Source organism: Photobacterium sp. ABD4_091, assembly GCF_056160145.1.
The window spans coordinates 1,267,744-1,281,543 of record NZ_JBSWWQ010000001.1; the positions used below are offsets into that span (position 1 = coordinate 1,267,744).

Sequence of the window (13,800 nt, forward strand, 5' to 3'; positions counted from 1 at the left end):
TTTATTGCCATCCCCACAGTACCGGGTATGTCCATTTTGGCTGGCGCGCACCCAAGGTATCGCGGATAGCCACGAGTACCTCATCACGCCCAACCGTCAATTTGTTTTCACTGTATGCGGCGATCAACGCCTTGTGACACAGCTGGTTAATCAGTCGAGGAATGCCACCACTGGCCTGCCAGATTGCCTTGCCCTGCGGCAGGGCAAACACTTCTTTATCGACGCCTGCTGTCTGCAGACGATGCTCGATATAGGCGACGGTTTCAGCCAGGTTCAATGGCCTTAATTCACAGCGAAAGGTGATGCGCTGGCGGAACTGGCGCAGCTCTTGTCGAGCCAGCTGCTTATCGAGCTCAGGCTGTCCGAGCAACACGATGTGCAGCAGCTTTTCCTGCTCAGTTTCCAGGTTGCCCAGCAGCCGTATTGCCTCAAGGGCATCATCAGGCAGTGCCTGGGCTTCATCGATCAGCACCACGACGGTTTTGCCAGCCGCCTTGCGGGCTAGCAGCACCTGCTGCAGTTGGTCAGCCAACAGGCTGTTGTCTCCCTCGCCTGCCAAGCCCAACTCCCGGGACAGGGCAACCCGCAGCGCCGGGCCGCTCTCTGCCGGGGTTGGCAGGTAGGCGAGTTCAAAATGCTCAGGGAGCTGGTTGATGAGCATCCGGCACACCAGCGTTTTTCCGGTACCCACTTCCCCGGCGATCTGGATAATCCCCTCGCCCATTTCCAGCGCCGCCAAGGTGGTATCTATCGCTTCCAGGTGCGGCGGCAAGGCATGGAAAAAGTGGGTGTTGGGTGTCAGGCCAAAAGGCGCTGACACCATAGCGAAATGCCCGAGGTACATGGTTTAGCCCTCTTCAGGGAACCACTCGTTGATCAGCGCGCGGGAACGCTCAACTTCCTGCTGCCAAGTTTGTTCGCCAACCACGGTCGGCTTAAGCAAGATCACCAGCTCAGTTTTGGTCTGCAGCTTGTTCACGTTGCGGAACAGGTGGCCCAGCATCGGGATATCACCCAGCAGCGGCACCTTCGATACTTGATCCGACGTTGCTGATTTCATCAAACCGCCGATCACCACCACATCGCCGGAGCGGGCGTGGATCACCGAATCAGATTCGCGGATAGAGCTCTTGGCCAGCGGCAGCTGATAGGTGCCGAACGTCTCGCCCAGTGCAATGTCACGGATCTCGGTTTCAACATCGATCACCGCAGGATGCACATGCAGCAGTACGCTACCTTCATCGCCAATCTGCGGCGTTACATCCAAAGAAATCCCCGAGAAGAAAGGCGTCAGCTCGATATCCGGCGAGGCCGTACCGCCGTCGCTGTTAACTTCACCGCCGGACACATCGGTCACGAAATACTGATCGCTACCGACCTTGATCACCGCTTTCTGGTTGTTGGCCGCAGTCACGCGCGGGCTGGATAGCACGTTCAGGTCACCCTGAGTATCCAAGAAGCTCAGAACCGCATCGAAGTTGCCATCAGAAATGGTTATGTTGGTCTGGCCGCCGAGCAGGGCTGCAATCGGGTCAGCCCCCGGCAAGGTCGGGATATTGCCGTTGCTAATGTCACCGCGGCCAAAAATAATCTCAGTCCCACCGATTGTTTTGGTGATATTGCTCCAGTTGATGCCCTGCTGGTAGCCATCACTCAGGGTGACTTCCATGATCTTGGCTTCCAGCACCACCTGGCGTTTTAGGCGTTTTTGAGACACTCCAAGGAACTCTTTAACTTCGCGCAATTCGTTCGGGTAGGCACGGACCGAGATCAAGCTTGCCTGCGGTGAGACCACAATGCTGCGGCCCTGGCCGCTGCCAATCATCGCCTGAACCGCTTTCTCAAGCTGGGCCCAGAAGTCACTTTCTGATGTGGTCTGGATCGTGGTGCCACCGGTGGTCGTGCTCGAACTGTTATTGTTGCTGCCGCTGTTGTTGTTACTGTTGTTATTGCTGCTGTTCGAGCTATTACCGGAGCTACCCGAGTTTCCAGTATCACTATTGGTGATAGAGCCAGTTGTCAGCGTGGTCAGGGAGACGCCGCGGCGCTGTAGCTGGAGGTAGTCAACCGGGATCACTTCAGTGCGCAACGTCGCGGGGAAAACCTGGATAATATTGCCTTTGCGGGTGGTGTTATAGCCGTAGATGTCGGAAACCACAGACAACACTTCATCCAAAGTGACATCTCGCAGAGTCAGGGAAATACGACCCTGAACTTCAGGGTGGATCACCATGTTGAACGGGGTACCTTTCACCAAGCTGCCGAAAAACGCTTTGGCTTCGACATTGCGGGCATTGACCCGGAAGCGCTTCTCGAGCACGGACTGGCTGGCATAGTCCATCCCGTCAAGGCCCGGCATCAAATCATTGCTGACTGCCGCCGGCAAGTCCATCAGAGGCCGGCTGTTCGCTTCGTTGGCGGCCTGGTTGAGGGCACCTTTCATTTCCACCGGGTCACGGTGCCCCATATTGGTCGAGCATCCTGCCAGGGAAGCCATGACAACGGCTATTATTAATCCACGCATGTTTACCACTTCTTGTTCTACTCTGACTTTACGTTATCGGCGAACATATCCAGTCGCCACTGCCGACCACCCCGTTGCAGGATGACGAAATCATCCGTCACCTGGCTCAAGGTATAACCGCTGATCCGCCCGCCGGTCCCGACCGACACACTGTTAAGAATCGCCCGGCATGCCTGGCCATCCTGATCGCAAAATATGCCCTGCAACTGCGGCAGGCGTGCCCGCGATGGCGCTGCCTTGGCTGCCGGTGCCTGCCAGCCCAGTGGCGCTGTCGGATCCTGCGCCGCCTGTGCCGCTGCCAATGACATTACCAGCCATGCCATAGCCATCACTGCTAATCTAACCACCAATAAAATCCTCGCTTGCCCCGAGTGTGTAGACTTCCAGCTGGATATCGGCCCACGGGTAGGTTGTCACTTTGTAATCCAGGCTACGCCAGTAGTACTGGACCGGCAGCGCTTCGAGCTGCTCGAGGTAGCGGATCAAATCGAAATAGCGGCCACGTAATGTCAGCCTGACCGGGTGAATGTAGTAGCCTTGGTCTTCCCCGCCGACTAACTGGACGGGGGGCAGGGATTCCAGCGCCAGCAGCTTGAGCTGACGCGAATGCTGGAGCACCTTTTCCATCAGTGACGACATCTGTGCCGGGGTCACCAAACTCGCAACCCGACCATCCAGCTGGGCATCCAGTTCAGCACTTTGCTGCTCAAGCAAGGTGATTTGCTCGTCAACCTCGGCATCAGGATCGGCCTTGAGCTTGCGCTCCATCACCAGCAGCTGGTTGGAGTTGGTCACCAGTGCGTTTTTCACCGACTGAAGCTGGCCCCTGGCTGCATCCAGCGCTTTAACCTGGGGCTCAATCACGACCACAAAGCCGACAAACAGCAATGCCACCCAGCCCGATATCGCGATCAGCCACTTCTCCCGCTGGGTCAGCAGGTCAAATTTGTCACATAGGGTTTGCCACTGTTTCATTGTGCTCCCCCCGCGGTCAGCGCCTGCACTGGCGGCTGGTCTCTTTCTGCCAGCAATTTGAAAGTCACGATATTCTTTTTATCCCGCCCCAGGGACATCAATTTGAAGCGGCGGTCCGACAGCGACGGGTATTGCTTAAACTGCTGCAGCCAGGCCGGCACGGAATCCGGCGTACGGGCCAAGCCTTCCAGGTTGAGCTGCGGTCCTCTGACCCTGAGGTGCTGGACGGAGATATCGCCACTGGCTGCCGCCGACAGCTGCTGCATCATGCCGGCATAGCCAACCTGCAGGCTGCTGTCATGCAAAGCAATGGCTTCTAGGGCAGCCCTTTTATCGGCCAGATGCTGCTCCAAGCCATTGGCGGCTTCGACCTTGATCTGGCTCGGCAATTTCTTCGCCAAGGCCGCTTTGGCCCTTTCGACCTCGGTGGTTTTCTGCTGCAGGCGTTGCTGCTCTGCAGCCAAATCCTGTTGCTGTTGATAGCCCTGCCAGCTGAACCAGCCCGCCAGCGCTCCCAGCACCACACCGATCGCAACCCAGCTCATTACCAGATTGGGCAGGGTCAGCAAGTCGAGTTTGGGCTTTAGGGCATCACTGTAGAAATTGATCCCGATATGCTCTGGCTCGATAACAGCACAATAGGCAACACGGGTGGCATTGCTAACCAAGGACGGGTGGCAGGGCGTGACCGCCTCAACCTTAACATTCAGGCGTTGGCTCAGGGCTAGGGCCAACTCGGCATCATCATCGTCGTCACAAGAGATCAGCAGCTGGGTGACCGGGGCATCGCGCAGCTGGGCACTGAGGAAGTCCAGCGATCGCTGTAGCTCCAGCGCCAAACCGTCAAGCTGCAGCCCTTTTTCCAACGCCTGCGATTCATCCGCTGCCAGCAATGGCACGCCGAAACCGCGCAGCTGGCGCTGGAAGCACAGCACTTGTTGTTTGAAAGCCGATAGCTGCAAATTACTCTTGCCGCGGCGGTGCAGCACCAACTGACTGCGCTCAAAGGCAGTCAATTGCCCCCATACCACTTCTTCGGCAGACACAGACAGCAACTCACAACCAGCCTCACGGCAGGCTTTTTCCAGCTGTTCGATTTGTTTTTTCTGGGTCGAGAACACCTGCAGGCGATCTTTAAGCGGTGCAACAAAGCCATCTGCCACCAGCTCCATCGGTGATTCATTGACCAGCTCCTTGACCAAAAACGGCAGGGCTGTCGGGTATTCCTCCCGTGGCAGCTCCGGCTTATCAATCAACATGCTCTGGTAAAGGCCATGCCCCAACACCAGGCGCAGCTCCGCACCTTTGAGCTGGTGCTTTTCAGTCAGTGACTTAATCGCATCTGGCCACCCGACAAGCCCGGAAACAGGCAGCTCATCGGTGACCCAGGTTTTATTTTCCTGATACACCAAGGCCACGCTATCGGAGAACAGCGCTATCCCCACCGCAGGAGAATGTGTCTTCTTCCTAAACAATTTATTTACTATCATTTCAGGCTTCTTGGGATTAACGGGCTTATATCAGGAAAAATTGCAGGTACTCAGAATTCTTGACAAGACTGTGTCAATATTTTGACCATTATAATGATAATTCCCTTAATGAATAGTATTTTTTTGCTCTAATTTGTATTTTTTCCAAACAATTTCCGTGTGTTATTCTTACTTTCAGACTCATGTTCTGCAGAAATTTCAGGTGAGAAATACCGGCCCTGGCCACCGTTTACCCCTAACTGCTTAAGAACCTGCCATTCATTGGCATTTTCTACGCCGACCGCTATCACCTGAACATCGGAGTCAGCACAAGCCCCCAGCATGCTCCTGACGAATAATTGGTTCTCCTGGCGCAAGTTGATCTCCCGCACCAAGCTACGGTGCAGCTTGATGTAGTCGGCACGGATATCTTTGATGTAGTGGGTGCTGACAATAGTCCTTCCCGCTTGGTCCACCACCAGCTTGCAGCCAAGCCCAACCAACATCCGGGTCACCGGGCGCATGGCATCGAGGTGTTTGACCAGCCCCCCTTCAGGAATTTCAAACGACAGGCGGTTGAGCACCGTACGCGGGGTCTGCAGCAGCTCATCCCGCAGCCATTTGACGAAATTCTTCTCAAGCAGCGCCTCGACGCTGAGGTTAACCGAAATCGACTCGGTGATAGGCTCGCTCTTGAGCATATGCAGCGCCTTAGTCACCACGCATTGATCCATCCGAGCGTTGAAGCCGACCTGCTCGACAGCGGTCAGGAAACGGGAGGCTTTGATCAGCATGCCATTCTCATCCCTGATCCGTGACAGCAGCTCCCGGTGCAACGGGCTGCCATCAACCAGCTGAACCGGCTGCTGGTACAACACCGGGCCGCCGCTGCTGAAGATCGCATCCAGCAGGGTACGCCAGCGTACGCTGCCACGGGCATCTTCAAACTGCTGATCCTTCTTGAACGCATACCAGCTATTGGTGCCCTGCAATTGTGCGCTGCGCAGGGCCATATCCGCCTCGTCCATGATCCGGCCCCGGCGTTCGCCACTGGCACAGTAAGTCACACCGATATGGCACCAGTTATCCGGCTCCAAGGGATCCGGTGGTGACAGCCTCTCAAGTGCATTCATCATCGCATGGCTGAACTGCTTGACCTCTTTGGCCGGCTGCTGTGGCAGCAGGATGGCAAACTCAGCATCGAAGTAGCGCGACAGCACGGTATCAGGATAGCGCTGGATCAAATTAGACAAGATCCCGCCAACATCCTGGATCAGCTCGTCGGCTTCGGCTTTGCCCTTCTCGGCCAGCAGCTCCTCCCAGTCGGTAATACGGATCAGGATCACCGCACCATGGGTTTCCTGATCCTGCAGCATTGACTGCAGGCGGCTGTCGAACAGTACCCGGTTCGCCGCGCCAGTCAGCTGATCAAGGAAGGTATGGGTGCGGATAAAGGTATCAAACCGGCTTCGCTCCTGGCGGGCATCTTTCAGCTCGGCAATCATCTTGTCGAGCGCCAGGCTGGCAGTCGCCGGCCATTCCCGCTCATCGCCCACTTCGTTGTCCTCGACCCGGCCAGCCAAGATCAGCCGCCCCCGGTGCTCAAGCAATTCGGAGCCATGCAGCTGGCGGCGGAGCCAGTCCATTCCCCAGACCAGCCCGAGGATGATGATGGCAATCGCCAGGCTGATCGAAGACATCGCCCCGATAGAATAAGTAAACTCGGTATAGGGCGGGATCGACTTCATGGTCACGGTGAAGCCGGGGTTGTGCTCGAGATCATACCGGCTCTCATGGAGAATACTCCGGTCTGTCAGCGGCTGAAGCCCCTGGAAGGAATACACCACGCCTGCCGTGCTGCCTACCTCCAGCTCGACTACATTGCTGGCCTTGAGCAATTTCGGCAGCCAACGCGAAATGGCCTGGGAGCCTTGCGGATCGGCCAGCTCCTGATCGATCACTTCCACGACCCCATCCAGGTAATGGGTGAGGTAATCCTGTCCCAACTTGCGAAAACTTACCGCCCCGCCGATAAATATGACGAAAATCGCGCAAATCACAATTAAAGTGACGAAGGCAACCAACCGGTTGGTTAGGCGCATCCCTGAAGCTTTTCTCATAAGCAGCCAAAAATATTCAATTAGTCAATCAGATACCTTGCCAACAGACATCATCGCCAAGCCAAAGTACGGTTGTATATTGCAAGCAAAATACCATTCTATTGATCATGCTGTCAGTGCCAAAGTCGACAAATTAACAATTTTTTAAAACCCAACAGATTCAGAAACAGTCTGAACGGACATAAACTCATGGTAATGTAGAGAAAAGGCAATTTCGGCACCCCTCCAGCGCGATTAAGGTAATTGACAACATGGATTGGATCACCTGTACCAAAAGCTTTGTCACCGTGGTAGACCAAGGCTCCCTCGCCCAGGCCGCGACCAAGCTCAACACGTCCAGCTCGGCGCTGTCGAAACGGCTCGCCTGGCTGGAAAAGCAGTTAGGGGTACAGTTGCTCAAGCGCACCACCCGCAGCCTGACCATGACCGATGCCGGCCGCCTGTTCTACCAGCGCAGTGCCCGCCTGCTGGATGACTGGCAGCAGATGCTTGCTGAAACGACCTCAACCTATGGCGAAGTAAGCGGGGTGTTGCGGATTGGCGCGCCGCTTGCCGTAGGGAGCCGGCTGCTGGTCAACTACCTGGCCGAGTTTATCGAGGAATACCCCAATATCCAGGTCGAGCTGCATACCATTACCCCTGGCCAATTACCGGATCTCAACCTGGATGTGTTCATCAGCAAGGAGCTGGCCGACTTCAATTCATCGAGCTACATTGCCACCAAGCTGTTTAACTACACCAATGGCTTCTATGCCTCTCCGTCTTATCTAGACGATAAGCCGCTAATTGAAAGACCAGAGCAACTCACCCAGCACAATTGCCTGATGTACGGCACCCACGGCCACGAGCAGGAGCACCTGTTCGAAAACGATATTCGCCTGCGGCTCAAGGGAAACTTAACCACCCAAAACCCGGAAGCGCTGGTTGCCGCTGCCGTGGCGGGCATGGGGATCATCCTAGCGGGGGAAAACACGGTCAAACGCGAGCTCAGCAAAGGCTTGCTGGTGCCGGTATTACCTAAGCTAAAACAACCCGTCAATTCAGCCTATGCCTACTACCCAAAACTTGACTACAACCATGTTAAAACCAAGCTCTTCATTGACTTTATCAAGGCTAAGTCCAACCCGGTAGATGCCAGCAGCAGGGTAATATGATTATCAGTTTCAACAGACTGTGAAGTCAGTCGGAAGGTTTGCTTTTAAAGGCAGGAAACATTTGCCAGCCGCCGCTGCGCTCTTCTATCAATGCATCCTTGCCATATAATTGGCTCAGGAACGAAAGAGACAGGATGTCTATCATGCAGCAGCAAATTAGAAAGTCAGAGATGCAAGCGATTCTCGATTTGAATATGGCACTTGTGCATGTCAACAAAGACGAAGAGTTCAATGCAATTTTTGATACCATGCACAAGCTACTTCCCTTTGAAAAGGCGACATTAATTCATCTCGCATCCAACACACAGGCCACGCAACGGCCATCGGCATACGATCTGAAAGTGGTGAGCAAAAACACCCAGTACAATGTACAAACAGATCCAGCCCCGCCGGAGTATCTGCTCAACAATCCAGATCTCTACTTTGCACTCAACCAGCAGAAGCCCTTTTGGCTCAACCACACGGGGAAGTGTGATTTTGGTATCCTGGGGCAGGAGAACCTGATCGCGTCATTCTCTTCCCCCGGCAAAAGTACCAATACCGTATTGACACTCGAGTGCAGCCGTAACGAGGCATCGGAAATTTTTTCCGAAATCGTCAAATACCTGCTGCCCAGTTTACATGAGGCAATCCGGCGCAGCCCCTTTGAGCTGGACGAAAAGATTTCCCCGCGGGAATATGATGTACTGCAGTGGCTAAAAGAAGGGAAATCGACCTGGGAGATAGGCAAAATCCTGTCGATTTCCGAGCGGACCGTCAAGTTCCATATCAAGAACCTATGCCACAAGCTTAACGCGTCCAACCGGACCCATGCCCTGGCAAAAGCTATCCAGTTCCGGTTGATCGATCATTAACCCCGGCACGAGCAACATTATCACTCGCAACCCTGACACTGGCGGGCTAAGGAATGATATACCCTCCCGCTAATTCTAGCCGGCAACTAGAAGTAATAGCTGATCTTTGCCGTCAGCTGGTTCTGATCCTGGTAGCCTCCCAGCAGGGTGTGCTCACCGTCGCCCCAAAACAGATCCAGCAGCGCCGACAGCACCATGTCATCCCGCAAGCGGTATTCTGTTTTGAGCTCCACCAAGCCAACTTCCGTGTCGAAAGTATGCAATACCAACGCACTCAGCATCAGATCATCACCGAGCAAGCGGTAATCACCATACAGGGAAACAGCCAGCTCATGGGCTGGGACCTGAAGCTGAGCATCCGGAGCAGGATCAATAACCCATGCCTGGTAAGCCTGCAGGCTGACACTGTATGATGTTTCCACCAAGTCAGCCCCGAGCAATATATGGGCACGGTCTCGTTCGACAATATGGCTGCCGTCAAAACCCACCGCGTCATCCAGCCATACCGCACTGTCATTGCGCAAGACCCATGAGCCAACCGGGCGTGACAGGGATAGGCCAAGCATGGTCCTCCTTTGCCAGGTCACTTCCCTGCCGATGACCGGATCACCATTCCAGCCATAGTAGCCATACAGAGCCAAATCCGCCCAGTCGAAGCCACGGTTTAACCGGACCCCGGCAGATGAGTCCTCGAACGAGAATTCAGCTGGCTGATCCTCCGCCAGCCCCTGCGAAACCTGATAGACCTGCTCCAGGCTCGGGGAGGCGAAGCGGCTCATCGACGGCGGCAGCAGCGTCTCCTTGAACTCAGGGATCCACAGCCATTGCTGGGTCCATTCGTCACCGAACCATTCGAGGTTAGCCATGGCCAGGGACTGCTTGGCCAGCGCAAAATCATCGATGTAATTGAGCAGGTAATAGCGGACATCAAGGGGGTGGATGATATCCAGCACCCGATAGTAGTCAGCCTCACCCCAGGTGACTTGCTGGCTGCCGAGTGTCAGGGCATAGTTATCCCCCTCGTAAAGCCAGTAGGCCTCCTTGAGCTCGCTGTCGTTGCGGAGATCCTCGGCCGGCGTCCCATCATACTGCGAACGGCTGTAGGCATGATCATACACCCCCAGCCCTGCGAGCCTGAAACTACCGATACTATCGCTCTCCCATTGAGCGGCCAACTGCAGCTGGGCTTTCTGCTCTTGCCATTGATGGCTACTGGTGCCGTAGCCGGCCCTCAGATCAAACTGGCCTTCCAGCCAGGCTTCTCCCCCCTCTGCAGCAGCTGCCCACAATCCAACGCCAACGAACAAGCTTCGACAAAACAGCATCCTTGATCCACTCATAGTGCACGCTTTAGGTTCTGCTGCTTGAAGTGCTTGGTTGGAATGGCAGTGTCATACTCAATCTCATTGACGACCATCTTCGTCGTCCGGCCTGACTGGAGGTTATGGATGGTTTGTACCATCGCCGTCCAATAGCCTTGGTGCTTGCTGATCTCATCCACCTGCATGGTCTTGAGCTCACGCTCGCGCTCATCGAAGTAGACCGCTTTGACAATCATGTCGTAGGCCGGGTTCAGCCAGAGTACTTTCTTGCTATACCCGGTTTTCTTTATCACTTCGGGTGCCACCGGCAAGGCTTCAAGCTTGTATACCGGCGCCCCCTGCCAGGTCTCTTCAGCCAAGAGCTGGTAGCTGAAATCCTCGACCCGCAGCCACTCAAGATCGGTATAGCTGAACTCAGAGCCCACAAAGCGGCCTCGCTTATTCGCTGCCGACAGTCGCTTGACCTTCTTCAGCGCTGGCAAATAAAGCCAGATATCATCCTCCGAAGAAACCTTATCAGCATCGCTCTTGAGCAAGATTGCCGTTCCCTTCACATCGAGTGGTTGCTGGATCAGCAGCCTGGTTTCGCGGATATTGTCGCGATCCCTCTCAATGAAAGCCACCTCCCGCTGACGCTCATTGCCACGGTCATCAGTCAGCCACAGGGTGACTGCAGCGGTACGGGACACCCCGTCCTCACGCCATTTCACCTTCTCCATCAATGCGTTGGGATCGGCGGCTTGGGCAGCTGCCGTAAACATGCCAAACCAAACGGCGATTATTGTCTTATGCATCCCTTTCTCCTCAAGATACCGTGGCTTCTTCGGCTGGCGTTACCGATGATTGCTTGTCGCCAAACAGCAACAGCATGATCGATGGCAGCATCAGCAGAGTGACAACGGCAGTCACCAGCATGGTCAATGACACGAGGATCCCCAGGTTGATCAATGCCTGGTGGCTTGATAAGGCCAGTACCAGGAAGCCACAGCCCTGCACCAAGGTATTAAATACAATCGGCGGATACAGGTGGCTCAAGGTATTCTGCAGGGTTTCGGCAGTAACTGCCCCTTGCCGGCGGCAACTATTGATGAAGTAAATGGCGTAGTCCACTCCGATGCCAATCGCAATCGGCGCGACAATGGCCGTCCCCACATCGAGGAACAGCCCGCTCCAGCCCATGATGGCGAAATTAATTGTTACCGTCAGCAGCAACGGGACGATACCTATCACAGCATAAGCCAGCGAACGGAACAGCCCCAGAAGTACCAGGAAGACAAAACCAAACGACAGCAGGAGGCTGGAAATCTGGCTGTAAATGATTTCATCCCTTGTCGCGATCAGGACTTCACCGAAACCGGCCGGCGTTACGCTGACACCGGGAAGCTGCTGCTCGATAAACGGAACAATTGTGCTGGAAATGTTATCCATCACCGAGGTCTTGTCCGAGCGGACAAAGACGATGATCCTGGCTTCGTCACCGGCCTCGCTGACCACATTGAAGATTTCATCGCCGTTGCTGTTTTCGTACAGGAACAGGTACTGGGCATAGATGTCCTCTACACCCTGCGGCAATTGGTAAGCCGCTGGATCATCACCATGAAGCGCTTTGTTCATCAGCTTCATGAAAGCGGGCAGATCATAGACATCCCCCACATAAGGTAAGCCCTTGAGTTTTTGCGATGCCAGCTCCAGCCCTTCGACAGCAGTAGCCTGCTTGAAGTAATCCGCCTGCTCCGCCGAGACGATAAACTCAATCACACCGCCCCCAGCCAAGTCATGCTTGAAGACTTCATTGTCCTGGTACACCTTGGTGGTCGGGGAGAAATACCCAATCATTTCATTGTCGATGGTAAGGCGGGTGATCCCAGCGACGGAGAAGACAAAGACAAGGGCAGCGCCAAACCAAATACGGCGCGGATGGTTCACGACTAGGTTAACATTGCCCTTGACCCACCCCGTCATCAGCGGGGACTTCTTGAGGCTCGTCACCTTCTCCGGCTTGAGCCAGAACTGAAGTGCCGGTAGCAATACCATAGTGATCACAAAAGCGTAACCCACCCCGACAGCGACAAAGATACCGAATTCCTGAATAAAACGGATCGGCGTATAAGTCAGGGACAAGAACCCGACCATAGTAGTCACCGACGTCATCAGCATCGGCCTGAACAGTACGCCGACGACCGCAGCAACAGGGCGCTCTTCGCCTTTCTGCGCTCGGGAGCGGTATTCAGACAGGAAGTGGATGCTGTCTGCGACCCCAATGGCAATAAGAAAAACAGGCAGCATGGTGCTAACGATATTTTGCTGCACCCCAAAAATCGCCATCGTGCCCATGGTCCAGATCACACTGATCACCGCGACCAGCACCGGCAGCAGCATATTCCTGACATTTCGGAACAAGATGTACAGCAGCAGCATCACTACCGCAAAAACGACCGGGAAAAAGGTATTGCTGTCATTCTCCATGGTGGCCGACGTTTGGGCAAAAATGGCAGGGGGACCGCCCAAGTGGTAGCTGTTATTGTAACCATCTTGCTCAACCAAGGCTGAAATCGCATTGTAAATACGGCGCATGTTCGGCGCATCATCCTGTGGTATCGCTAGCTCAACTAGGGTGTTGATAACCTGAGGGTTGTCGGAGAACAGGATATTCCTTAATAGCGGATTGGCATTCGCCTCTTCTTTCAGCGCCGCAATACCAGCCTCAGTTTCAGGCACCTGGAACATCATAGGGTGAATATCCAGCTCGTCGCCGTTAGCCGTCACACTTTCGATACGCACGATACTACGTACTTTGTGGATCGGCGCAACCCGGATCAAGAAATCGCTGTAGCTAGCCTGCTGCTCAAGTGTCAGCAAACCATTGTGCCCAAGCTGATCCTTTAAGCGCTTGAGCTGGCTGTAATCAGTCGCACTGAACGGGGCCGCGCTCTGGCTGCCGCCCAGGTAGGTCTCCAGCCTGGCTTTCAGGGACTTGGCCTCCTGGTTCAAGGCACCCAGCCCTTCCCACTCAACCAAGTATTGATGCACTGCCTCAGCATCTGCGGCAGTTGTCAGCGACAACTGCTCCAGCGCCAGCGTGAAGCGGTGCAGCTCTGCCAGAGATTCCGGGGTGAAAATAGATGGCTGCTCGGTCACCGTCGCAACCATCAGGTTTTCGCCACTGCCGGTAAAGGTTTCCTTCAGATGTTTATCGGCCAGCCGGCTAGGATGGGATGGCTCGAGAAAATAGGGCGTCGCATTAATGCCGAGGTGTGTCGTCATATAAACCATGGCTAGGGTTATCATCACGACGCCGGCAACAAACAACCGGTAGCGCGCGGCGACCAATTGGCAGTAGCGGGTCAAAATATCCATTTCTTTACTTTTCCTTTTTCACTAT

The 13,800-nt window shown here is 54.8% G+C and carries 11 protein-coding genes; 2 read left to right on the top strand and 9 right to left on the bottom strand.

The window, feature by feature from the left end; translation table 11 throughout:
- Window position 1: 1 nt before the first annotated feature.
- The 6 genes from ACXAGQ_RS05830 to csrD all read right to left on the bottom strand — a co-directional run bounded on the left by ACXAGQ_RS05830 (window position 2) and on the right by csrD (window position 7,088).
- On the bottom strand, window positions 2–844 hold the full coding sequence (locus ACXAGQ_RS05830; RefSeq protein ID WP_475252504.1) for an ExeA family protein: 843 nt from the start codon (window positions 842–844) through the stop codon (window positions 2–4).
- Window positions 845–847: 3 nt separating this feature from the next.
- Complete coding sequence (mshL, locus tag ACXAGQ_RS05835; protein WP_475252506.1) at window positions 848–2,524, bottom strand: pilus (MSHA type) biogenesis protein MshL; 1,677 nt, start codon at window positions 2,522–2,524, stop codon at window positions 848–850.
- A gap of 17 nt (window positions 2,525–2,541) precedes the next feature.
- Entirely contained in the window at window positions 2,542–2,871 is a 330-nt protein-coding gene (locus ACXAGQ_RS05840; RefSeq protein ID WP_475252508.1) for an MSHA biogenesis protein MshK, read from the bottom strand.
- Complete coding sequence (locus ACXAGQ_RS05845) at window positions 2,864–3,499, bottom strand: MSHA biogenesis protein MshJ (RefSeq protein WP_475252510.1); 636 nt, start codon at window positions 3,497–3,499, stop codon at window positions 2,864–2,866. Before ACXAGQ_RS05845 ends, ACXAGQ_RS05840 begins: the two co-directional genes overlap by 8 nt.
- The gene (locus ACXAGQ_RS05850) at window positions 3,496–4,989 is read right to left on the bottom strand and encodes a PilN domain-containing protein (protein ID WP_475252512.1); all 1,494 of its coding nucleotides are present in this window, start codon (window positions 4,987–4,989) and stop codon (window positions 3,496–3,498) included. Before ACXAGQ_RS05850 ends, ACXAGQ_RS05845 begins: the two co-directional genes overlap by 4 nt.
- A gap of 128 nt (window positions 4,990–5,117) precedes the next feature.
- Window positions 5,118–7,088 carry an RNase E specificity factor CsrD gene (csrD, locus tag ACXAGQ_RS05855; RefSeq protein WP_475252514.1) on the bottom strand — a complete coding sequence of 657 codons (1,971 nt, stop codon included), beginning with the start codon at window positions 7,086–7,088 and terminating at the stop codon, window positions 5,118–5,120.
- A 251-nt stretch (window positions 7,089–7,339) separates the two neighbouring features.
- On the opposite strand from csrD, the gene ACXAGQ_RS05860 reads away from it, so the two are divergent.
- Window positions 7,340–8,242 carry a LysR family transcriptional regulator gene (locus tag ACXAGQ_RS05860; RefSeq protein WP_475252516.1) on the top strand — a complete coding sequence of 301 codons (903 nt, stop codon included), beginning with the start codon at window positions 7,340–7,342 and terminating at the stop codon, window positions 8,240–8,242.
- A gap of 143 nt (window positions 8,243–8,385) precedes the next feature.
- On the top strand, window positions 8,386–9,096 hold the full coding sequence (locus ACXAGQ_RS05865; protein WP_475252518.1) for a helix-turn-helix transcriptional regulator: 711 nt from the start codon (window positions 8,386–8,388) through the stop codon (window positions 9,094–9,096).
- 86 nt (window positions 9,097–9,182) lie between these two features.
- On the opposite strand, the gene ACXAGQ_RS05870 is transcribed toward ACXAGQ_RS05865, so the two are convergent.
- From ACXAGQ_RS05870 to ACXAGQ_RS05880, 3 genes are read right to left on the bottom strand one after another with little or no spacing between them, the layout of a single operon-like run.
- Window positions 9,183–10,421: a DUF1302 domain-containing protein gene (locus tag ACXAGQ_RS05870; RefSeq protein ID WP_475252520.1), complete on the bottom strand. Its 1,239-nt coding sequence runs from the start codon at window positions 10,419–10,421 to the stop codon at window positions 9,183–9,185.
- An 11-nt stretch (window positions 10,422–10,432) separates the two neighbouring features.
- Window positions 10,433–11,212: an outer membrane lipoprotein-sorting protein gene (locus ACXAGQ_RS05875; protein ID WP_475252522.1), complete on the bottom strand. Its 780-nt coding sequence runs from the start codon at window positions 11,210–11,212 to the stop codon at window positions 10,433–10,435.
- 10 nt (window positions 11,213–11,222) lie between these two features.
- Entirely contained in the window at window positions 11,223–13,775 is a 2,553-nt protein-coding gene (locus ACXAGQ_RS05880; RefSeq protein ID WP_475252524.1) for an efflux RND transporter permease subunit, read from the bottom strand.
- Window positions 13,776–13,800: the final 25 nt, after the last annotated feature.

Coding starts and splice junctions, on each gene's coding strand:
- ACXAGQ_RS05830 (WP_475252504.1), bottom strand. CDS start 844: ATGTACCTCGGGCATTTCGCTATGGTGTCAGCGCCTTTTGGCCTGACA.
- mshL (WP_475252506.1), bottom strand. CDS start 2,524: ATGCGTGGATTAATAATAGCCGTTGTCATGGCTTCCCTGGCAGGATGC.
- ACXAGQ_RS05845 (WP_475252510.1), bottom strand. CDS start 3,499: ATGAAACAGTGGCAAACCCTATGTGACAAATTTGACCTGCTGACCCAG.
- ACXAGQ_RS05850 (WP_475252512.1), bottom strand. CDS start 4,989: ATGATAGTAAATAAATTGTTTAGGAAGAAGACACATTCTCCTGCGGTG.
- csrD (WP_475252514.1), bottom strand. CDS start 7,088: ATGAGAAAAGCTTCAGGGATGCGCCTAACCAACCGGTTGGTTGCCTTC.
- ACXAGQ_RS05860 (WP_475252516.1), top strand. CDS start 7,340: ATGGATTGGATCACCTGTACCAAAAGCTTTGTCACCGTGGTAGACCAA.
- ACXAGQ_RS05865 (WP_475252518.1), top strand. CDS start 8,386: ATGCAGCAGCAAATTAGAAAGTCAGAGATGCAAGCGATTCTCGATTTG.
- ACXAGQ_RS05870 (WP_475252520.1), bottom strand. CDS start 10,421: ATGCTGTTTTGTCGAAGCTTGTTCGTTGGCGTTGGATTGTGGGCAGCT.
- ACXAGQ_RS05875 (WP_475252522.1), bottom strand. CDS start 11,212: ATGCATAAGACAATAATCGCCGTTTGGTTTGGCATGTTTACGGCAGCT.
- ACXAGQ_RS05880 (WP_475252524.1), bottom strand. CDS start 13,775: ATGGATATTTTGACCCGCTACTGCCAATTGGTCGCCGCGCGCTACCGG.